Source organism: Microbacterium sp. B35-30 (genome assembly GCF_010634855.1).
In the GTDB taxonomy this organism is placed as follows: domain Bacteria; phylum Actinomycetota; class Actinomycetes; order Actinomycetales; family Microbacteriaceae; genus Microbacterium.
Map to the genome: position 1 here is coordinate 136,106 of NZ_MWLQ01000017.1, position 19,096 is coordinate 155,201.

The 19,096-nt window shown below is 71.0% G+C and carries 20 protein-coding genes; 5 read left to right on the top strand and 15 right to left on the bottom strand.

Annotated elements, in window-relative coordinates:
* Positions 1 to 16 precede the first annotated feature (16 nt).
* From B2K11_RS09725 to B2K11_RS09740, 4 genes are all read right to left on the bottom strand, one after another.
* Positions 17 to 1,213, bottom strand: a complete 1,197-nt coding sequence (locus tag B2K11_RS09725; RefSeq protein ID WP_163618075.1) for a glycosyltransferase — start codon at positions 1,211 to 1,213, stop codon at positions 17 to 19.
* 272 nt (positions 1,214 to 1,485) lie between these two features.
* On the bottom strand, positions 1,486 to 1,950 hold the full coding sequence (locus B2K11_RS09730; protein ID WP_163618076.1) for a MarR family transcriptional regulator: 465 nt from the start codon (positions 1,948 to 1,950) through the stop codon (positions 1,486 to 1,488).
* A gap of 9 nt (positions 1,951 to 1,959) precedes the next feature.
* The gene (locus tag B2K11_RS09735; RefSeq protein ID WP_163618077.1) at positions 1,960 to 3,030 is read right to left on the bottom strand and encodes an alkene reductase; all 1,071 of its coding nucleotides are present in this window, start codon (positions 3,028 to 3,030) and stop codon (positions 1,960 to 1,962) included.
* The gene (locus B2K11_RS09740) at positions 3,027 to 3,962 is read right to left on the bottom strand and encodes an NADP-dependent oxidoreductase (RefSeq protein WP_163618078.1); all 936 of its coding nucleotides are present in this window, start codon (positions 3,960 to 3,962) and stop codon (positions 3,027 to 3,029) included. Before B2K11_RS09740 ends, B2K11_RS09735 begins: the two co-directional genes overlap by 4 nt.
* A 145-nt stretch (positions 3,963 to 4,107) precedes the next feature.
* On the opposite strand from B2K11_RS09740, the gene B2K11_RS09745 reads away from it, so the two are divergent.
* Positions 4,108 to 4,890: an alpha/beta hydrolase gene (locus B2K11_RS09745; protein ID WP_163618079.1), complete on the top strand. Its 783-nt coding sequence runs from the start codon at positions 4,108 to 4,110 to the stop codon at positions 4,888 to 4,890.
* Between the two features lie 6 nt (positions 4,891 to 4,896).
* Here the strand turns inward: B2K11_RS09745 and B2K11_RS09750 are convergent, their stop codons facing one another.
* Positions 4,897 to 5,232 (bottom strand): metalloregulator ArsR/SmtB family transcription factor, encoded by a 336-nt coding sequence (locus B2K11_RS09750; protein WP_163618080.1) that lies wholly within the window; start codon positions 5,230 to 5,232, stop codon positions 4,897 to 4,899.
* A gap of 16 nt (positions 5,233 to 5,248) precedes the next feature.
* Between B2K11_RS09750 and B2K11_RS09755 the strand changes: the two genes are divergently transcribed.
* Complete coding sequence (locus B2K11_RS09755; protein WP_163618081.1) at positions 5,249 to 5,713, top strand: SRPBCC domain-containing protein; 465 nt, start codon at positions 5,249 to 5,251, stop codon at positions 5,711 to 5,713.
* A gap of 43 nt (positions 5,714 to 5,756) precedes the next feature.
* Here B2K11_RS09755 and B2K11_RS09760 read toward each other — a convergent pair whose 3' ends face one another.
* From B2K11_RS09760 to B2K11_RS09770, 3 genes are all read right to left on the bottom strand, one after another.
* Positions 5,757 to 6,857, bottom strand: coding sequence for an ABC transporter permease (locus B2K11_RS09760; protein ID WP_163618082.1), 1,101 nt, complete (start codon positions 6,855 to 6,857; stop codon positions 5,757 to 5,759).
* Positions 6,854 to 7,933, bottom strand: coding sequence for an ABC transporter ATP-binding protein (locus B2K11_RS09765; RefSeq protein ID WP_163618083.1), 1,080 nt, complete (start codon positions 7,931 to 7,933; stop codon positions 6,854 to 6,856). The genes B2K11_RS09760 and B2K11_RS09765 overlap by 4 nt, the downstream gene beginning before the upstream one ends.
* 66 nt (positions 7,934 to 7,999) lie before the next feature.
* Positions 8,000 to 9,025: a glycerophosphodiester phosphodiesterase family protein gene (locus B2K11_RS09770; protein WP_163618084.1), complete on the bottom strand. Its 1,026-nt coding sequence runs from the start codon at positions 9,023 to 9,025 to the stop codon at positions 8,000 to 8,002.
* A 311-nt stretch (positions 9,026 to 9,336) separates the two neighbouring features.
* Between B2K11_RS09770 and B2K11_RS09775 the strand changes: the two genes are divergently transcribed.
* The 3 genes from B2K11_RS09775 to ligD all read left to right on the top strand — a co-directional run bounded on the left by B2K11_RS09775 (position 9,337) and on the right by ligD (position 12,259).
* Positions 9,337 to 10,272 (top strand): Bax inhibitor-1/YccA family protein, encoded by a 936-nt coding sequence (locus tag B2K11_RS09775; protein WP_163618085.1) that lies wholly within the window; start codon positions 9,337 to 9,339, stop codon positions 10,270 to 10,272.
* Positions 10,273 to 10,551: 279 nt separating this feature from the next.
* Positions 10,552 to 10,890 (top strand): helix-turn-helix transcriptional regulator, encoded by a 339-nt coding sequence (locus B2K11_RS09780; protein WP_163618086.1) that lies wholly within the window; start codon positions 10,552 to 10,554, stop codon positions 10,888 to 10,890.
* Positions 10,891 to 11,005: 115 nt separating this feature from the next.
* Complete coding sequence (gene ligD, locus B2K11_RS09785; protein ID WP_163618087.1) at positions 11,006 to 12,259, top strand: non-homologous end-joining DNA ligase; 1,254 nt, start codon at positions 11,006 to 11,008, stop codon at positions 12,257 to 12,259.
* Between the two features lie 146 nt (positions 12,260 to 12,405).
* Here the strand turns inward: ligD and B2K11_RS09790 are convergent, their stop codons facing one another.
* The 7 genes from B2K11_RS09790 to B2K11_RS09820 all read right to left on the bottom strand — a co-directional run bounded on the left by B2K11_RS09790 (position 12,406) and on the right by B2K11_RS09820 (position 18,928).
* Entirely contained in the window at positions 12,406 to 13,002 is a 597-nt protein-coding gene (locus B2K11_RS09790; protein ID WP_163618088.1) for an ATP-dependent Clp protease proteolytic subunit, read from the bottom strand.
* Positions 12,999 to 13,643 (bottom strand): ATP-dependent Clp protease proteolytic subunit, encoded by a 645-nt coding sequence (locus B2K11_RS09795; RefSeq protein ID WP_163618089.1) that lies wholly within the window; start codon positions 13,641 to 13,643, stop codon positions 12,999 to 13,001. The genes B2K11_RS09790 and B2K11_RS09795 overlap by 4 nt, the downstream gene beginning before the upstream one ends.
* Positions 13,644 to 13,770: 127 nt before the next feature.
* Positions 13,771 to 14,352 (bottom strand): GNAT family N-acetyltransferase, encoded by a 582-nt coding sequence (locus tag B2K11_RS09800; RefSeq protein WP_163618090.1) that lies wholly within the window; start codon positions 14,350 to 14,352, stop codon positions 13,771 to 13,773.
* Between the two features lie 52 nt (positions 14,353 to 14,404).
* On the bottom strand, positions 14,405 to 15,811 hold the full coding sequence (locus B2K11_RS09805) for a glycosyltransferase (RefSeq protein ID WP_163618091.1): 1,407 nt from the start codon (positions 15,809 to 15,811) through the stop codon (positions 14,405 to 14,407).
* Positions 15,812 to 15,908: 97 nt separating this feature from the next.
* Positions 15,909 to 17,507, bottom strand: a complete 1,599-nt coding sequence (gene guaA, locus B2K11_RS09810; protein ID WP_163618092.1) for a glutamine-hydrolyzing GMP synthase — start codon at positions 17,505 to 17,507, stop codon at positions 15,909 to 15,911.
* Complete coding sequence (locus B2K11_RS09815; RefSeq protein WP_163618093.1) at positions 17,504 to 18,025, bottom strand: DUF3817 domain-containing protein; 522 nt, start codon at positions 18,023 to 18,025, stop codon at positions 17,504 to 17,506. The genes guaA and B2K11_RS09815 overlap by 4 nt, the downstream gene beginning before the upstream one ends.
* Positions 18,026 to 18,109: 84 nt before the next feature.
* Entirely contained in the window at positions 18,110 to 18,928 is an 819-nt protein-coding gene (locus tag B2K11_RS09820; RefSeq protein WP_163618134.1) for an SURF1 family cytochrome oxidase biogenesis protein, read from the bottom strand.
* Between the last annotated feature and the right edge of the window lie 168 nt (positions 18,929 to 19,096).

The following is a 19,096-nucleotide window of genomic DNA, read 5'->3' on the forward strand; positions in this document are numbered from 1 at the left end:
TGACTGAGGGCGTGACTCACGCCGCGACCTCCTCGCGCCGGAGCAGGTCGAAGGCGACAGCGCGGTACTGGTTCAGCATCCGGCGCCGTCCCAGGCGCGGTCGGGCGGCCAGGGCCCGACGCCGGAACTCGGGCCGGTTCTGCAGCACCGTCTGCCAGGTGTCCGCGATCGCGCCCGCGTCCGCGGGAGTGACCACTCCGATCCCGTCGATCTGCACCGCGGCGTCGCCGACATCCGTCGTCACGGGTGTCGCCCCGCATGCCGCGCCCTCGATGAGGCAGAGCGGCGAGGCCTCGCCGAAGGCGCTCGTCAGGGCGATGACGTCGGCGATCTGGTAGATCGCGGGCATGTCGTGACGGATGCCGAGCGCATGGATCTGCGCCGTGGGCAAGACGCCCGACTCCGCGGCGAGCGCCCGGAAGGCGGGGTTCTCCCACGACATGCCCGCGCCGCAGAGGACGTAGTGCGTGCCGGGATGCCGCTCGGCGTGGCGCGCGAGCGCGCGCAGGAACAGGCCGGGGTCCTTCATGGGGTCGAACCTCGCCGCATAGGCGACGACCGGGGCCCCCGACGGGATGCCGAGAGCCCGCCGGGTCGCCTGCTGCTCGGCCCGCGTGCCGGGACGGAAACGGCGGGTGTCGATGCCGTTCGCGATGACGTAGCGTCGGCTGGCCGTCACGCCGGCGCGCGCATAGGCGCGGTCGGTCGCCTCCGCGCAGGCGATCGTCGCGGTGAGGAGGCCGGATGCCGCCGCCTGTGTCAGCCAGCCGAGCGCCGGCCCGGAGTGCAGCGGATCGGAGCGATGGAGGCACGCGGCGACCGGTGCGTCGCTCATCAGGCCGCGCGCCTGCAGCGCCAGCAGGATGCCGAGCGGCTGCTCCTTCAGCGAGAGGATCAGGTCGGCGGAGTGCACCGCCTCGGCGGCGATCTTGAGCTGCCGATCCGTGAAGCTCTCGGGCGCGGCCGGATGCCCGCCGGCCACCGTCCCGAGCGTGCTCACGCGGATGCCTCCGCCCACGAGCTGCAGATAGCGGGGATCGTCCTGCATGCGCTGCACCGTGGACTCTCGATGGGCGCGAGCCGCGATGGCCAGGACACTGTGCTCCTGATGGCCGCCGGCATGGAGCCCGGCGATGACGTCGGTGTGCAGGATGCGCGCTCCACCGGCGAAGAAGCCCTCGTACAGCGAGAGCACTCGGGAAGGTCGGACCATGGCGATGCTCCTCTGGGTCGTGACGCGGGTTCCGCGTCGCAGAGGTCGTCCGTCACGCCTGTGCCACGCAAGTTCCCGCAGTCGTCGATGCGCGGCGCCGGCGCCGATTGCACCTATGCTCCGACCTCTTCGGCCCGATGTCGATGAATCGCGTGTGTGCACTCGGTGAACGGACGGGTGTCGCCCCTCGGGCGGTCACGCCGGGGAGCCGTGGGCGATCAGCGGACGGTCAGCCGCCCGGGGGGCCGTCAGCCGCGCGTCTTCGCACGAGGTCAGTCGGCCTGCGCCCGCATGGAGCGCGCGAGTGACGTGAGCTGCTCGGCGTCGGCCGGGTCGAGGTGGGCCCAGCGGGCCTCGAGTCCTCGCCAGATCTGCTCCACGGGCTCCTGCAGATCACGGCCCGCCTGAGTCAGCTGCACGAGCGTGACTCTGCCGTCGGCCGCCGAGCGCTCGCGGCGCACCAGTCCGGCCTTCTCGAGCCGCTGCACGGTCTTCGCGATCGTCGAGTGGTCGAGGCCGAGCAGGCAGCGCAGCTCCTTCTGAGAGCGCTCGTCCGCGGCCCACAGCTGCGACAGCACGAGCTCCTGCCCGGCGAACAGGCCGAGTGTGGCCAGGCGCTGGGCCGCCAGGGAACGCTGTGCGTGGGCAAGCTGCATGACGGCCCAGCTCACGGGCGCGACGTCGGCGAGCGTCGATCCGTGCTCACCGGGGTCGGGGGTCGTGGGCTGGGCCGCCATGGTTCCTCATCAGAGAGAGATGCTCGCGAGCGCCGGGTAGTCGGTGTACCCCGCCGCCCCTCCACCGTAGAACGTCGCCGGGTCGGCGTCGTTCATCGGCGCACCGGAGCGGATCCGTTCGACGACGTCGGGGTTCGCCAGCGCCCACCGCGCGATGGGCACGATGTCGGCAAGGCCCGCGTCGATGTCGTCCCCGAGGGCGTCGAGCGAGCGGCCCGCGCGCAGCACCAGGAGAGCGCTCGGCCACAGGTCGCGCAGATCTCGCAGCAGCACCTCATCGGACGACTGCACCACGTGCAGATAGGCCAGGTCGAGCCCGGCGAGCTCGCCGACGAGATGACGGTACTGGTCCGCGGCATCCGGTCCCTCGTCGATGCCGCCGATGACCAGACCGGGCGAGACGCGGATGCCGACCCTGTCGCCGCCGATCTCGTCAGCGACGGCGGCGGCGACCTCGAGCGCGAAGCGCGAGCGCGCAGGGATCGAGCCGCCGTAGCCGTCGGTGCGCGTGTTGGCGTTCGGCGAGAGGAACTGGTGCAGCAGGTAGCCGTTCGCCCCGTGGATCTCCACACCGTCCGCGCCGGCCTCGACGGCCTTCGCTGCAGCGTGGCGGAACTCCGCGACCGTCCGCGCGATGTCCTCACCGCTCATCTCGCGCGGCCGCGGAATCGGCTGACGCCCGCTCGGCGTGAACATCTCCACACCGGGCGCGATCGCGGACGGAGCGATCGGCGTGCGATGGTGCGGCGTGTTCTCTGGATGCGACATCCGCCCGACGTGCATGAGCTGCAGCACCAGATGGCCCCCCTCGGAGTGCACGGCGTCGGCCACCTCACGCCAGCCCTCCACATGAGTGGAACGGTAGATACCCGGGGTGTTCAGGTAGCCCTGACCGTCGTCCGAGGGCTGGACGCCTTCGCTGATGAGCAGCCCCAGTGACGCGCGCTGCCGGTAGTACTCCGCCGTGAGCGGGCCGGGCGTGCCATCGGGAAGCGCCCGGCTGCGGGTCATCGGCGCTAACGCGAGGCGGTGGCTCAGCTGCATGCGGCCGACGGTGGCGGTCTCCCACAGCGCGCTCATGCGTTCGCTCCGGCGATGTCGGCAACGTGCACCAGGAGCTTTCCGCGCAGGTGGCCGTCTTCGCTGCGACGGTGCGCCTCGGCGACGCCGTCGAAGGGCACGACGCCGGCCACCTCGGTGGCGAAGCGCCCCTGCACCGCGAGATCGAGCACAGGCGCCAGGGAACGGGCATCCACCGCGAACGGGTCGCCCGCCGCGATCTGCACACCAAGGCGCGCGGCGGCGAAGTCGACGATCGTGACGATGCGGGCCGGCTCGACCAGCGTCAGCATCTGGTCCGCGAACCCCCGCCCGCCGGCGTCGAATGCGGCGTCCACCCCGTCGGGAGCGGCGAGCGCGAGGTCGGCGATGAGGTGGTCGCCGTAGCGCACCGGCGTCGCGCCCAGTGCGCGCACGTAGTCGTGGTTCACCTCCGACGCCGTGCCGATCACGCGGACGCCCGCCGCGGTCAGCAGCTGCACGGCGGCGCTTCCGACAGAGCCGGCCGCCGCGTTGACCACGACCGTCTCGCCGGCCCGCGCATCGAGCAGCGCAAGCGCGCGCTGCGCGGTCTCGGCGGCCGTCGGGATGGTGGCGGCCTTCGTGAGGGGCAGCGCGTCGGGCACGCGCACCACCCGGTCGGGCGTGGTCACGACGAGCTCCGCATAGCCGCCCGACGGCGCGAAGCCGACGACGCGCTCACCCACCGAGGGCTCGGTCACGCCGGCGCCCACCGCCTCCACGACACCGGCGATCTCGTTTCCCAGCACGGCGGGGAACGTCGTCGGGAACATCGATGACAGGGCGCCGCCGCGGATCTTCGCATCGAGCGGGTTGACCGCCGCCACGGCGACGCGCACGAGGACCTGCCCCGGGCCGGCCGAGGGCGAATCGACTTCTCTGGCCTCGAACACCTCGGGCTCTCCGAACCGGGTGATGACTTGAGCTTTCATGGCCGTCTCCTTCATTTGTGTGGTCGGCAACATGAATGACGGTACCAGATTTATGTGGCCGGCAACCTATGTTCGATGACAGCGAACAGACCGCCGGAAGCGGGAAGGGGGTGCGGATGTCGGCGGCCAGTGCTTGGCTGGCGTCATGCGCACCGTGACCTCTGCCGACGGCACACCCATCGCGTACGACCAGACCGGTGAGGGAGACGGCCCCGTCGTCGTCATCGTCAACGGCGCCCTGTCGACGGCGGCCGACGCCGCCGGACTCGCGGATGCTTTGACGGATGCCGGCTACCGGGCCGTCGCGTGGGACCGCCGCGCCCGCGGCTCGAGCGGCGACGCGCGGGGCTCCACGCCGGATCGCGAGGTCGAGGATCTCGCGGCCGTGATCGAGGCGGTCGGCGGCGACGCGGCCGTGCTGGGGCACTCCTCCGGCGCAGTGCTCGCGCTGGTCGCTGCATCGCGGGGCGTGCCGATCCGCGCGCTGTTCCTGTCCGAGCCGCCGCTGCGGTTCGGCGTGGACGAGCCCGCCGACGATCTCGCCGAGCGCCTGCAGCGGTACGTCGATGAGGGCCGTCCTGAAGAGGCGATCGTCACGTTCCAGCTGGAGAACATCGGGCTGCCGACCGAGATGGTCGAGCAGATCCGGGCGAGCGACCAGTTCCCGGCGATGCTCCCCCTGGCGCAGTCGACGGTCTACGACACGAAGCTCGTGCGCGACGTCTCGACTCCGACCACCGAGATGCTCGCGGTGACCGCCCCGGTGACAGTGCTGCGCGGCGAGCAGACGTTCCCGATCCTCATCACGGCCGCGGATCGCCTGGCCGGCGTCATCGAGGGCGCGGAACTCGTGATCGTTCCCGAGTCGGTGATGCACCGCCCCGACCCCGCGGCGACGGCCCGCGTGATCCGGGAGCGCCTCACGTAGGCGCGTTCAGTCGTTCAGTCGTTCGAGCAGATCGACCGCTGCGCGCGCGTACTCGCCGATCCAGCGATCGTGGAGGCGCTTGATCGGCAGCGGCGCCAGGGCGAGGTGCCGCTCTCGGCCGATCCTGCGGCCCGTGACGAGCTCCGCGCGCTCGAGCACGCGCAGGTGCTGCAGCACCGTCGTGCGATCGACCTCCGAGAAGCGGGCGCACAGCGCCCCCGTCGTGAGCGGCTCGTCTTTCAGAGCATCGAGCATCCGTCGCCGCAACGGCGCGGCCAGCGCCTTGAACACCAGGTCATCCACCGGGTCATCGCCGGACCCCTTGCGCGCGGCATCCGTCATGTTATAAAACTACAACATGTCTGAAGAACTCACCGCACTTTCGTTCACCGTGTCGGGCCGCGTCGCGCGGCCGGCGGCCGAGGTCTACGAGGCCGTCGCCGATCCCGAACAGCTCTCGCGGTACTTCACCACCGGTGGCGCCCGCGGCCGGCTCGAGCAGAGTGCCGATGTCACGTGGGACTTCGCGGACTTTCCCGGCCGCTTCCCCGTGACCGTCGTGGAATCGAACCCACCACGGCGGCTCGTCATCCGATGGGAAGCACGCGACGGGCTCGAGGCCGAGACCACGACCACCTTCGAGTTCGAGTCGATCGACGACGGCGAACGGACGCTCGTGACGATCACGGAATCCGCCTGGCGGGCCGACGCCGCCGGCGCGAAGAGCGCGTTCGGCAACTGCGAGGGCTGGACCGGCATGTTGGCCGCGCTCAAAGCGTGGGTGGAGCACGGCATCAACCTGCGCGAGGGCTTCTACGCCTGACCCCGGATCGTCTGCCACCGACCGCGGGTGAGCAAGCGGGGCGTCAGGCGATGCGGGTACCCGACGGCAGGCGGCCCGCCGGGGTGCGCGTCCGCGCCCAGGCCCACCACATGAGACCCGCGGCGAGCAGCAGCTGCAGCGCCATGCCGACGAACCAGATGGGCGTCGACTGGTCGATGACCTCCTCGGCCGTCGGGTGGTCGCTCTGCAGATCCGGGGCGCAGTCGTCCCAGCGCTGATCGAGGTCGGGTGGCTGCTGGGCCGCCCGCACGCCGAACTTGATCTGGCCGAAGAGGTCGTTCGGGTTGCCGTTGCGGTCGAACTGCGTGGGCGTCGCATCGGCGAGGATCACGAAGGGGTTGGCGGCGAGCAGCCACCACACGTGGTCGAACCTGGGCACCTCGTGCGTCGAGGTCTGCCACTCTCCGCAACGGACCTCGGCGTCCTCATCGCACGGGTAGTCGTCGCTGGGCTCCTCGCCCGGCATGCACGGGAAGGTCTCGCCCGAGTAGTTCTCGGGGAACTCGAACGACCGGTAGCTGCTGGTCGCCTCGGACCGGATCGAGAACCCCACGAGCGCGAACGCGATGACCGTGCCGATCACGAGCGCCGCGACGACGAGGTAAGTGGTCGCGACGGAGAACAGGGGGCGGGACAGGATGCCGCTCAGCGCGACTCCGATCGCCGCGATCACGCCGACCTCGAACGTGAGCACGAGCAGCGAGACCGCGATCGTGGCGGGTTCCCCTCCCCCGGTCAGGATCGCGACGGCGAGGAACGGGACCGAGACGACCACGAAGGCGAGCCCGGCGACCCATGCGGCGAGGAACTTCCCGATGAGGATCTCGGCGGTCGTCGCGAGCGTGATCTGCACCGGCGCCAGGGTGGCGGCATCCCGGTCGCCGTTGATCGCATTGCCGCTCAGCGTCGGCGACACGAGCACCACGAGCAGCAGGGTGACGTAGACGATCGTCGAGTAGATCGCCCCGCCGGGCCGGTACGCCGAGCTCCAGGCGACGAACGACAGCGCCGTGACGATCATGAGCAGCAGCGCGAAGACGCCGAGGAGCACGTACCATGCCACGCTCCGCGTGCGCTGCGTCAGTTCGAGGCCGACGATGGTTCCCAGTCGCTGACCGTTCACGAGGTCGCCTCGCTCTCGCCCGCCACCGGGCCGGGATCCGCCGACGCGGGAGGCACTGAGGCTGGCGGCACGGGCGCGGGAGGCACGGGCGCCGGTCCCGCGGCGCGCGGAGGCAGGGGCCCCGGTGGCGTCGGCTGCTGAGGCGGGCGTCCTTCGCCGAGATCGAGAAAGGTGCGCTCGAGCGCGCCCTGGGCGGCGGCGAACTCCACCACGTCGAGCCCCGCCGAGACGAGGTCGCGCAGGGCTGCGGCTGCGGCATCCTCCGATGCGAACGACACCACGACATCGCGGCGGTCGACGCCCAGGCTCTCGACGGGCACCCGGAGCGCGCCCGCCACCTGCTCCACGTCGGCGGAGGATGGCTCGGCTCCAGCCAGCCGCACCCGCCACGGCCGTGCGCGGCGCGACGCCGCCTCGACGCGGGCGGGGTCGACCGTGACACCGGCCATCAGGAAGACGGCGTCGTCGACGACCTCTTCGAGCTCCGACAGGATATGGCTCGAGACGAGCACCGTGCGCCCCTCCGCTGCGAAGCGTCGCAGCAGCACCCGCAGGTCGATGCGGGCTTGCGGGTCGAGTCCCGAGGCCGGCTCATCGAGCAGGAGCACGCGCGGGTCGTGCACGAGGGCGCGGGCGAGTCCGAGGCGCTGCTTCTGCCCGCGCGAGAGCACCCGGGCGGGCGCGTCGGCGAGGTCGACCAGCCCGACCTCGGTGAGGAGGGCGTCAGCGCGGACGGATGCCGCGGCCGCCGGCATCCCGTACAACCGCGCCGTGACCGACAGCGTCTCGCGGGAGGTGAGCGAGTTCCACGCGCCGAGTGCGTCGGGCATCCAGCCGAGCACGGCCCGGGCGGCTTGCGGGTTCGTGACGGGATCGATGCCGTCGATGCGGATCGAGCCCGCGTCCGGAGCCAGCAGCGAGGCGAGCATGAGCAGCAGCGTGGTCTTGCCCGAGCCGTTCGGCCCGACGAGGCCGGTGACCCGGCCGGCATCGGCGCGCAGCGTCACGTTGCGGACGGCCTGCACCGGCCCGAACGAGCGCTGAACGCCCTGGACGACGATGCCCGGAGTGGTCACGCGCTCACTCTATCCACCATGATCGCCGGTCCCGTCGCACCATACGCGCGCCGGTCGGGGCGGCGGTCATCCGCGGAAGAACGAGACTCCGAGATCGGGGTGGTCGACGAACACGCCGTCGACGCCGGCGTCGCGGATCATGCCCCACTCCGCCTCCCAGTCGCCGAACGCCGCCGGGCCGCCGCGCGTGCGGAACTGCCCGATCAGAAAGCGGTTCTCTGGTCGGCAGGTCCAGGTGAAGACGCGCAGCCCGCGGTCATGGGCGTCGGCGACGACCGGCGAGGGGCCACTGGTGCGCCCGAGCTTGTCAGGAGCGAGGATCGTCCGTTTGTCGACGCTGATGCCATCGACGCGTCCGACCAGCGCGTCGAGGCCGGCGGGCGCCGCGGTCTGCCGGTACGTCAGGGCTGCTTTGCCGTGAGCGGCGAAGAGGTCGAAGGGCCGGCCGGACGCCTCGAGCAGGTAGACGTACGCCGCACGGATGCCGCGTTCCCTGAGTGCGAACAGCACCGTGGACTCGAACGCCTCGATCGTCAGCGGCAGCTCGCCGCCGGCCCATCCGGCCTCGCGCAACTCCGCGTCGACGAGGTCGGCGATGTCCCACCCGCCTGCGCCGCCGAGGCACGTCGCGAAATGCGTGGCGTGCTTGATCTCGAGCACCACCCCGATCTCCCGCCCGTACTCGAGCGACGCCTCGCGGACCGCGTCCAGCACGTCGCGCAGTCGCAGCACCGGCTGCTCGTCGTCGAAGCTCGCACTCGAGGGCCGCAGCTGCGGGATCCGCTCTCGGCAGCGGAGCGTCGCCAGCTCGTCCCACGTGAAGTCCTCGGTGAACCAGCCCGTGAGCTCGATGCCGTCCACCGTCTTGGTGGTGCGCCGGTCCGCGAACTCGGGCCGGTCGGCGACGTCCGTCGTGCCTGAGATCTCGTTCTCGTGCCGGACGACGAGCACGCCGTCGCGCGAGACCACGACGTCGGGCTCGACCGCGTCGACGCCCATCGCGAACGCCAGGGCGTACGACGAGCGCGAGTGCTCAGGGCGATACCCGGGAGCACCACGGTGCCCGATGACGAGCGGTTTGCGGCGCGGCACCGTTACACCCTAATGCGCAGACCGTGACCTCGATCCTCGCGCGGTCGTTGAGCGAGGGAGCGCCAGCGACCGAGACGAAACGCGCCGCACCGACGGTCTGCACCGGGTTCGGCGCGTTTCGTCTCTGCGTTTCGACTCGCAAGCTCGCTCAACGACCACGTTCCTCGCTCGCTCAACGACCGAGATCAGAGGAAGCGGCATCCGTTCAAAGCCCTCTCACAGCGCCGATCCGTGCCGTCTGCGCGCCGGTCGGATAATGTTGATCAACAGCACCGTGCTGTTCAACCCCCGTGACTTGGAGTGTGAGAGCAGTGGCCCTCAACAACCCCGCGTTCAGCAACCCGGCCTTCCAGGATCCGAAGGCCGTTCAGACCTATCCGGGCGGCCGCCAGGCGGCGAGCTTGACCCCGCCCCCGGCACAGACGCAGTTCTCGACCGCGCAGCACGCCGGAACGGATGCCGCAGCCCAGGCCCACCTCGAGGGCATGTACACCGCCCCGCCCGCCGGTGCCATCGAGACCGACCGGATGTCGACCGAAGACACCGTCTGGAAGACGGTCGGACTCTTCGCCATCCTTGTGGTCGGCGCCGTCGCCGGCTGGATCTGGACGATGTCCCCTGTGGCCGACACCGGCCAGCCGACCATCATGCCGTGGATCATCGGCGGTCTCGTCGGCTTCGTGCTGTCGATGGTCGTGATCTTCACCTCGCGCAAGAAGATCCGCCCCGGCCTGATCTTCGCCTACGCCGCCGCCGAGGGCCTCTTCGTCGGTGGTATCTCGGCCTACTTCGAATTGATCTGGCCCGGCATCGTCGTGCAGGCGACCCTCGCCACCCTCTCGGTCGTGGGCGTCACGCTCGCGCTGTTCGCCAGCGGCAAGGTGCGCGCATCGGCCAAGGCCACGAAGATCTTCCTGATCGCCATGGTCGGCTACCTGGTGTTCTCGCTGATCAACGTGGTGATGATGATGTTCGGCGCCTTCAGCGGCCCCGACAGCGCCGGCCCCTTCGGCATCTACAGCGTCCAGCTGTTCGGCTGGCTCCCGCTCGGCCTCGTGATCGGCGTCCTCGTCGTCATCATGGCGGCGTACTCGCTCGTGCTCGACTTCGACCAGATCCAGCAGGGTGTGCGCAACGGCGCTCCCCGTCAGTACGGCTGGCTCGGCGCCTTCGGCATCATGGTGACCGTCGTCTGGCTGTACGTCGAGATCCTGCGCATCCTCGCGATCCTGCGCGGCGACAACTGACATCCCGCGCACAGCGCTCACGAACGGCCGCCCGGTTCTCCGGGCGGCCGTTCGGCTTCCCTGCCGAGCGCGGGCACGTGATGCGTCCACGCGTGCACGCTTGCACGCTTGCACGCTTGCACGCGTGCACAGAATCGGACACCGCGGACGAAACGCCGGTGACGGATGCCTCGGCACGGCGCGTCGGCTCAAGTCTCCGACGCAGTGCACGAGATCGGGCGGTTCTGCTCAGAGCGGAACCACTTCGAACGCCCAGCGCTGTCGTTCTATCGTGAGCGCATGGCCGAGATCATCCCGCTGCCGACGAAGGCGCCGCGTTCCCCTCGTGACCCTGAGCCCCTCTGGCGCGACGCGCTGGGCGACCGCCTGCGCCGTCTGCGACACGAACGCGGCGAGCGCCTGGCCGACACGGCCGATCGCGCGGGCGTCTCGCCGCAGTACCTGTCCGAGATCGAGCGGGGCCTCAAAGAGCCCTCGAGCGAGATGATCGCGGCCGTCGCCGGGGCCCTCGAGGTGACGCTGATCGAGCTCACCGCGGGCGTCGTCGACGACCTCCGCTCGCGGGTCGCCGAGCGTGCGGCGGTCGGATGCCGCACGACATACTCCCTCGCCGCCTGACGCGCTGCTTGTCGCTCCGCAGTCACCAAATGCGCCGCGAACGCGCGGTGACTGGCGATTCCTGACTGCGGAGCCGGGTGTTCCAGGGGCACGGGTCGGGCGTAACGTGGGCCGGGTGACGCCCGCGAAGTCCGAAGCCGAGATCCTCGACGTCGAGGGGCACGAGGTGCGCATCTCGAGCCCGGGCAAGATCGTCTTCCCCGAACACGGGATCACCAAGCTCGACGTCGTGCGCTACTACCTCTCCGTCGCCGAAGGAGCCCTCCGCGGGGCCGGCGGGCGGCCCATGGTGCTCAAGCGCTTCCCCAAGGGCATCGACGCCGAGCCGTTCTTCCAGAAGCGCGTCCCCGAGAACCACCCCGACTTCATCGACACCGCCACCCTGCAGTACGCGCGGGGGACGTCGGCGGAAGAGGCGGTGATCCGGGATGCCGCGGGCCTGGCGTGGGTCATCAACCTCGGGTGCCTCGACCTCAACCCGCATCCCGTCCGCGCCGAGGACCTCGACCGTCCCGACGAACTGCGCATCGACCTCGACCCCATGCCCGGTGTGGACTGGGCGCAGATCGTCGACGTCGCGTTCGTCGCCCGCGAGGTGCTCGACGATGTCGGGCTCGTCGGGTGGCCCAAGACCAGCGGGTCGCGCGGCCTGCACATCCTGGTGCGCATCGCCCCCCAGTGGGACTACAAGCAGGTGCGCGTCGCTGCGGAGACGCTCGCGCGCGAGGTCGAGAACCGCGCACCCGGCCTCGCGACCGCGCGGTGGTGGAAGGAGGAGCGCGGCGAGAGCGTGTTCGTCGACTTCAACCAGAACGCGAAGGACCGCACCGTGGCATCCGCGTACTCGATCCGCCCGTTGCCGGATGCGCGGGTCTCCACGCCGCTGGACTGGGACGAAGTGCGCGAGCGCCGCCCGGAGGAGTTCACCGTGCTCACCGTCCCGCAGCGGTTCGCCGACCTCGGCGATCCGCACGCCGGCATCGACGACGCCGTCGGCACGCTCGACGGCCTGCTGCGGCTGGCAGACGAGCTCGGCCCGGCCGAGAAGCCGCCGCGCGGCGGCGACGGCTCGGGGCGCCGGCAGTCGACGATGCCGCTCATCGAGGTGGCGCGCACGAAGACCAAGTCCGAGTCCACAGCGGCTCTCGAGGAGTGGACGAAGCGGCACCCCGCCGTGGCCGCCCAGCTTCACCCCGCCGACGTGATGGTCGACGGCATGCGGGGCTCGAGCTCGCTCTGGTACCGCGTGCGCGTGAACCTGCAGCACGTGCCCGAAGCCGAGCGCCCGCCGCAGGAGGACCTCATCGCCGACTACGACCCTTGGGAGGGCAAGTCCTGGCCCGGTGCCCCCGGATCAGCCGGTCGCTGAGCGAGCGAGGAACGAGCGAGACGACGCACTCGCACCCCGGTCGTTGAGCGAGCGAGGAACGAGCGAGACGAAACGCGCCCGACGTCCGCGCGGACCCCGAGGCGTTTCGTCTCGCTTCGCTCGCTCAACGACCGGTTTCCTCTCGCTCAGCGGCCGGGAACCCGCTCCAGCACGTGGTCGGCGAGACCGTAGGCCACGGCATCCGTCGCGGTGAAGACGCGGTCCCGATCCGTGTCGGCGCGCAGCTTCGCGGCATCCTGCCCGGTGTGGCGCGCGAGGATCTCCTCCACCTCACCCCGCACCCGCACCAGTTCGTCGGCCTGGAGGATCAGGTCGGGGATCGCGCCCCGCCCCTGCCCGGCGGGCTGATGCAGCACGACGCGCGCGTGCGGCAGCACCGAGCGCTTGCCCGGCGCGCCGGCTGCCAGCATCACCGCACCCACGCCGATGGCCTGCCCGACGACCGTCGTCGCGACGTCGGGCCGCACGTGCTGCATCGTGTCGTAGACGGCCAGCATGGCGGCCGGGTCGCCGCCCTCGCAGTTGATGTAGAGCTGGATGTCGCGGTCCGGGCTGTCGGCGTCGAGGTGCAGCAACTGCGCGATCAGCGCGTTCGCGACGCCGGCGTCGATCCCGGTGCCGAGGTAGACGACGCGCTCGGTGAGCAGCTGCGAGTAGACGTCCATGATGCGATCGCCCCGCGGATGCTGCGCCACGACGTTCGGGATCGTGTACGAGGTCATGCCGCCACCTCCCTGGTCGCCGTGGCCTCTGCGCCGACGCCGAGACCCGCGGGCCGTCGCCGTCGCGGCACCACCTGCGCGAAGTCGTCGACGATCCCGTCGATGAAGCCGTAGTCGTGGGCCTCGGCCGCCGTGTACCACCGGTCGTGCAGAGAGTCCTCGAAGACGCGGTCGATGCTCTGCCCCGTGTCGTGAGCGATGAGGCCGAGCACGGTGTCGCGCATATGCCGTAGGTCGTCGGCCTGCACTTCCACCTCGACCGCCGACCCGCCGATGCCGGCGGATCCCTGATGCATGAGGATGCGCGCGTGCGGCAGTGCGCGGCGCTTGCCGCGGGCTCCCGCCGACAGCAGGAACTGCCCCGCGCTGCAGGCCAGCCCGAGCGCCAGGGTCGCGACGTCGTTGGGGATGAGGTTCATGACGTCGCGGATCGCGAGCATCGACGGCACCGAGCCGCCGGGCGAGTGGATCCAGAGGGCGATATCGGATGCCTCGTCCTCGGCTGCGAGCGCGAGCAGCTGCGTCGCGATCAGAGTGCCGTTGTCGTCGTCGAGCGGGCCGTCGAGCACGAGCACGCGCTGGTGGAACAGCTCGCGCCGTGCTTCGGCCCCGAACTGGGGGATCTTGCCTTCGTCTGCCATGCCCCCAGCCTGCGCGGATGCGGCGGGGGCGGCATCCGTTTCCGCTCCCGGCGGCTCTGCTCAGGGCGGAGCGCTTGCACCCCGATCTCAGGCCGGGTCCTAGCAGCGGTCCCGTTGCAGACGCCGCTCAGGCGAGCCGATGCATCAGCGTGCGCGCGGAGGGAAGCGCCGCGACCGCCGCGAAGCCGTGCCCGGCGAACATCGCGACGGTGCCGGTGGAGAACCCCGGTGGTAGTTCGCCGCCTCGCCTCGACGTGTCGATCGGGTACGCCTCGAACGCGGTCGCGCCGTGACTCACGGCGTGCTCCAGGGCCGCCGACAGAAGTGCGGCACCGACTCCCCTGCGCCGTCGCGGAGGCGGCACGAGGATGCAGTAGATCGCCCACACGGCCGGGTCGTCGGCCGCGTACAGGCTGTGAGCGCGCACGAGTCGGCTCGCCAGGACGTGCCGCACCCGCACGCGTGGCTCGACGCCGCACCAGCCCACCGCCGTGTCGCCCTCGAATGCGACGAGACCACGCGGCGGGTCCAGGGTGCGCACCTGCTCGCGCAGCAGATCTCGCCGGGACTCGCGCGTGGTGCGGCGCGCATCCGCGTTCTCGAGGATATGGAACTGGCACTGGCAGTTGCGCGACGAGGCATCGGCCCGCATGACGGTGTCGACGGCATCCCATCCCGCCTCCGTCGCAGCGACCACCCGCATCCCCATGGGCAGACCGTACAGCCGGCATCCGACACCGGCGAGCGTGTCGGAGCGCGGCTCAGCCTCTCGGGGTGCGGCGGGAGGGCTTCTCGACCGCGGCGCGGAGCGCGGCGATGAGCGCGGGACGCACGGTGTCGGGCGTGAACGCCGCGGCGGCGGCACGCGCCCGCGACGACAGCTCGGCACGGCGGGCGTCGTCCTGCAGCAGGCGGGTGATCGCGCCGGCGAACCCATCGACGTCGCCGGGTGCGACGAGCACGCCGGCGTCGCCGATCGCCTCGCGCGGGCCGTAACGAGCGTCGAACGACACGACAGGCAGCCCACGCGCGAGCGCTTCTGCGATCGACAGCCCCTGCCCCTCGAACGCGGTCGACGTGACGAAGAGCGCCGCGCGGTCGAAGATCGCGTCGCGGTCGGCGGTCGCGCCGTGGAGGGTGACGGATGCCGAGAGCCCGAGGTCGTCGATGAGCGCTTGCAGCTCGTCCCGCAGCGGGCCCTCGCCGTAGACGTCCAGCCGCGCGTCGGGGACGGCGGCGGCAACCCGCGCCCACGCACGGATCGCGAGGTCCACGCGCTTCTGCGGCGCGAGCCGGTTGAGCATCACGACCTGGCGCGGATCGCGGGATGCCGCCTGAGGCGGCTCGGCGCCGAGCTCGATCGTGTTCGGCACGACGTGGAACGTGCCGGGGTCGCCGAACCGCGCCGCCACCTCGTCGCGCTGCGCGGCGGTCGGCCACAGCACGGCGTCGTAGCGGTCAAGCGTCGAGAGCCAGCGCTGCCACATCCCCGTGACGGGCGCGTCGGGATCGTCGTACGGCGCCGGCAGGTGCGAGTTGTGGACGGTGTGCACGAGCCGCACGCGCGGGTCGTCCCAGTCGACCATGGCCTCGCCGATCTGCCGCGACTCGAAGATCACGACGAGCATCCGGTCGGGATCCCCGGCGGCGGCGCGTCGCTCGTCCGCCATATGCGCGAGCCACGCGGCGTACAGGCTGCGGAACCCGCGGAGCACGCGGTCGCCGCCCGGAGCGTGCACGATGATCGGCGCGTCGGAGAGGTGCCAGGTGGGATCGTCGCGGAGGACCGGCAGCGAGACGATGGGACTGCCCGCGGCCGTGTCCTCCACCACGCGGTACTCGATCCCTGTCACCGCGGCATCGCCAGCCTGCTCCCCCGCCGCGAAGAGCCACGACGGGTCGACCACGATGTCGTCGAAGAGGTTGCGCGCCGAGGCGGTGCTGTCGAGCAGACCCGCATCGACGAACGCCTGCCGCTGCGCGGCGTGCACCTCCGGCGACGCCCCGTCGACGCTCAGCTGAAGCGGGTCCGGCGCCCCTGCGGATGCCAGCAGCCGCAACCGGGTCGGGACAGCGACCGCGAACCCGCCGTCCAGTCCCAGCGCCACGCGGCTGCCCACCAGCACGTAGTCAGCGTCGGGCAGGGTGTCGTCGGGGGCCGCAGTCACGCGTCCATCCTCCCGCAGGTCTCCGAGGCATCCGCACCCCGACAGCCCGGGGACGACAGCGGCGCCTCGGACCCGAAGGTCCGAGGCGCCGGCTGGATCACTCCCACTCGATGGTGCCCGGCGGCTTCGACGTGACATCGAGTACGACGCGGTTGACCTCGCGCACCTCGTTGGTGATGCGGTTCGAGATCTTCGACAGCACGTCGTAGGGCAGGCGCGTCCAGTCGGCGGTCATCGCGTCTTCGGACGACACCGGGCGGAGCACGATCGGGTGGCCGTAGGTCCGCCCGTCGCCTTGCACGCCCACCGAGCGGACGTCGGCGAGCAGCACGACCGGGCACTGCCAGATCTCACCGTCGAGGCCGGCCTTGGTCAGCTCTTCGCGCGCGATGGCGTCGGCATCGCGCAGAATCTCGAGGCGGTCAGCGGTGACCTCACCCACGATCCGGATGCCGAGGCCGGGGCCCGGAAACGGCTGGCGGGCGACGATCGCCTCCGGGAGGCCGAGCTCACGGCCGATGGCGCGCACCTCGTCCTTGAACAGCGTGCGCAGGGGCTCGACGAGCTCGAACTGCAGATCTTCGGGGAGGCCGCCGACGTTGTGGTGCGACTTGATGTTCGCGGTGCCGGTGCCGCCACCGGACTCGACGACGTCGGGGTACAGCGTGCCCTGCACCAGGAAGCGGATGGGCTCGCCGTCGGCCGCGGCCTCGGCGACGAGTTCGCGCTCTGCGGCCTCGAACGAGCGGATGAACTCGCGGCCGATGATCTTGCGCTTCTGCTCGGGGTCGCTGACGCCCTCCAGCGCGCTCAGGAACTGCTCGCGCGCGTCGATGGTGATGAGGCGCACACCCGTCGACGCGACGTAGTCGTTCTCGACCTGCTCGCGCTCGCCCTTCCGCAGCAGCCCGTGGTCGACGAAGATCGCGGTGAGCTGGTCGCCGACGGCCTCATGCACGAGCGCGGTCGAGACGGCGGAGTCGACGCCGCCCGAGAGTGCCGAGATCACGCGACCGGAGCCGACCTGCGCGCGGATGCGCTCGACCTGCTCGGCGATGACGTTGCCGCTGTTCCAGTCGGCGGCAAGGCCGGCCGCCTTGTGCAGGAAGTTCTCGATGACGTTCTGCCCGTAGTCGGAGTGCTTCACCTCGGGGTGCCACTGCACACCGTAGAAGCGGCGCTCGTCGCTGCCGAAGGCAGCGACCGGCGTCGCGCCGGTCGAGGCGAGGACCGCGAAGCCCTCCGGCGCCTTGGCCACCTGGTCGCCGTGGCTCATCCACACGTTCTGCTCCACCGGCTGACCGCCCAGCAGCACGCCGCCGTCACCCGTGACCGCGGCATCCGTCGCTCCGTACTCGCGGAGTCCCGTGTGCGCCACCTCGCCGCCGAGCGCCTGCGCCATCACCTGGAAGCCGTAGCAGATGCCGAGTGTCGGCACGCCGAGGTCGAAGACGTCGGTGTCGAGCGCCGGGGCGCCCTCTTCGTAGACCGACGACGGACCACCCGACAGGATGATGCCGACCGGGTTCTTCGCCGCGATGTCGGCGGCGCTCGCGGTGTGGGGCACGATCTCGCTGTAGACGCCCGCCTCGCGCACCCGTCGCGCGATGAGCTGCGCGTACTGGGCGCCGAAGTCGACGACGAGAACGGGGCGCTGGGAGGTCTCGGTCCCTGTTTCTGAAAAGCTCTGGGTCAACGCTTGTTCTCCGTCGGCATGGCGGGGGCGGGGGTCGGAAGTGAATCAGCAGCGGAAGAGTGCTCGGAGTGCGAGTGCAGCTCAGCGGCCTCGCGCTCGGAGAGGTAGGTCTTCACGTCGTGCGCGACGCGCGCCTCCATGAAGAACGACAGGAGCGGCACGATGCCACCCGCGGCGAGCATGGCCAGGCGCAGGAGGTTCCAGCGCATCAGGCTCCACACGCGGAAGCAGGAGATCAGGTAGACCACGTAGAACCAGCCGTGGGCGACGAGGATGCCGAGCGACAGGTTGAACCCGTCACCCGTGGACTCGAGGCCGGAGGCCGTCTCGACGACGGGCGCGAACCAGAGGAATCCGCCGGAGCCGCCCAGGAACAGCTCGTAGCCGAGCGCGTACTTGGCGATCATCTCGGCCACCAGCAGGAGCAGCATCGTGCCCGTGATGATGGAGCAGATCTGGTAGAACCTCAGGGCTCCGCGGATCGCCGGAAAGGAAGCGAGCTTCGGGGCGCGGGGCATGGCCCCCAGTCTACCCGCGGCACGGTGCTCGGATTCCGGGCTCCGGGCTGCACGCCGCCCTCCGTCGCGTCCCGGCGGACGGCCTCAGGATGCCGAGGGGTGCGGTTCGCCCTCCGACTCGCGCCGGTCGTCCTCGAAGTCCTCGGTCTCCTTCTCCCAGGCATCCTTCGCGAGGCGGTACCAGAGGTAGAACGCGAAGCCCGCGAAGACGGCCCATTCGAGTGCGTAGAAGATGTTGAGCCAATTGACGCCCGATCCGTCCGCGGGCGCCGGCGACGAGATGGCATCGAGGCCGGCGAAGGCGTCTTCCGACGCCAGGTACGGGCGGTAGACGAAGAGCCCCTCGACGTCGTGCCACTGGCCGAGCAGGGCCGCCGGCGACATGCGCGTCAGGGTCTGCGGGTCGCTTCCGCGCGGCGGCAGCACGGGACCCTCGTCCGAGATGAGGCGGCCCGTCACCTCGACGGCGTCGCCTGAGGAGGAAGACACGGATGCCGCCTCCTCGAGTTCGTCGATCGCTGCACGGGCGTCGTCCTCGGTAGCGGCCCACCCGAGGGCGACGGCGAGGGAGGTCGGCCCGGATGTCTTAGTGCGGTCGGGGTCGAGGCGCAGCTGCCCGGTCACCCAGAAGCCCTCGACGCCGTCGTTGTACCGCGACTGCACGACGACGAAGTCGCCGGGCACCCAGCGGCCGGCCGTCTCCACCCGCTGGCCGACGAGCGGCTCGGGAAGGTAGTCACCGGGCGCCGCGACGTCGGCGAGATCCTGGACCTCCTCCGTCGCACCGGGCGGCACCGGATTCGTCACCACCGCACGACCCAGCTGCCACTGACCGAGCCAGGCGAACACACCCGCCGCCACGAGGCAGAGCAGCAGCATCCCGATCCAGCGGGGTCGCAGCATCACCTCGCGGAGCGTGGGCGGGAATGCTTCGACAGACACGTCTGCTTCCGGTCGTTGAGCGGAGGGCGCTCCACCGCCCGCAGACGAAACGCGCCCGTCCGTCGGATGCCGCGGCACGGAGTCGTCGGTGCCACCGAGGCGTTTCGTCTCGCTCGTTCCTCGCTCGCT

Excerpts from the sequence above, each read along its gene's own strand:
- B2K11_RS09725 (WP_163618075.1), bottom strand. The coding sequence starts at position 1,213 with ATGGTCCGACCTTCCCGAGTGCTCTCGCTGTACGAGGGCTTCTTCGCC.
- B2K11_RS09730 (WP_163618076.1), bottom strand. The coding sequence starts at position 1,950 with ATGGCGGCCCAGCCCACGACCCCCGACCCCGGTGAGCACGGATCGACG.
- B2K11_RS09735 (WP_163618077.1), bottom strand. The coding sequence starts at position 3,030 with ATGAGCGCGCTGTGGGAGACCGCCACCGTCGGCCGCATGCAGCTGAGC.
- B2K11_RS09740 (WP_163618078.1), bottom strand. The coding sequence starts at position 3,962 with ATGAAAGCTCAAGTCATCACCCGGTTCGGAGAGCCCGAGGTGTTCGAG.
- B2K11_RS09745 (WP_163618079.1), top strand. The coding sequence starts at position 4,108 with ATGCGCACCGTGACCTCTGCCGACGGCACACCCATCGCGTACGACCAG.
- B2K11_RS09750 (WP_163618080.1), bottom strand. The coding sequence starts at position 5,232 with ATGACGGATGCCGCGCGCAAGGGGTCCGGCGATGACCCGGTGGATGAC.
- B2K11_RS09755 (WP_163618081.1), top strand. The coding sequence starts at position 5,249 with ATGTCTGAAGAACTCACCGCACTTTCGTTCACCGTGTCGGGCCGCGTC.
- B2K11_RS09780 (WP_163618086.1), top strand. The coding sequence starts at position 10,552 with ATGGCCGAGATCATCCCGCTGCCGACGAAGGCGCCGCGTTCCCCTCGT.
- B2K11_RS09790 (WP_163618088.1), bottom strand. The coding sequence starts at position 13,002 with ATGACCTCGTACACGATCCCGAACGTCGTGGCGCAGCATCCGCGGGGC.
- B2K11_RS09795 (WP_163618089.1), bottom strand. The coding sequence starts at position 13,643 with ATGGCAGACGAAGGCAAGATCCCCCAGTTCGGGGCCGAAGCACGGCGC.
- B2K11_RS09800 (WP_163618090.1), bottom strand. The coding sequence starts at position 14,352 with ATGGGGATGCGGGTGGTCGCTGCGACGGAGGCGGGATGGGATGCCGTC.
- B2K11_RS09815 (WP_163618093.1), bottom strand. The coding sequence starts at position 18,025 with ATGCCCCGCGCCCCGAAGCTCGCTTCCTTTCCGGCGATCCGCGGAGCC.
- B2K11_RS09820 (WP_163618134.1), bottom strand. The coding sequence starts at position 18,928 with ATGCTGCGACCCCGCTGGATCGGGATGCTGCTGCTCTGCCTCGTGGCG.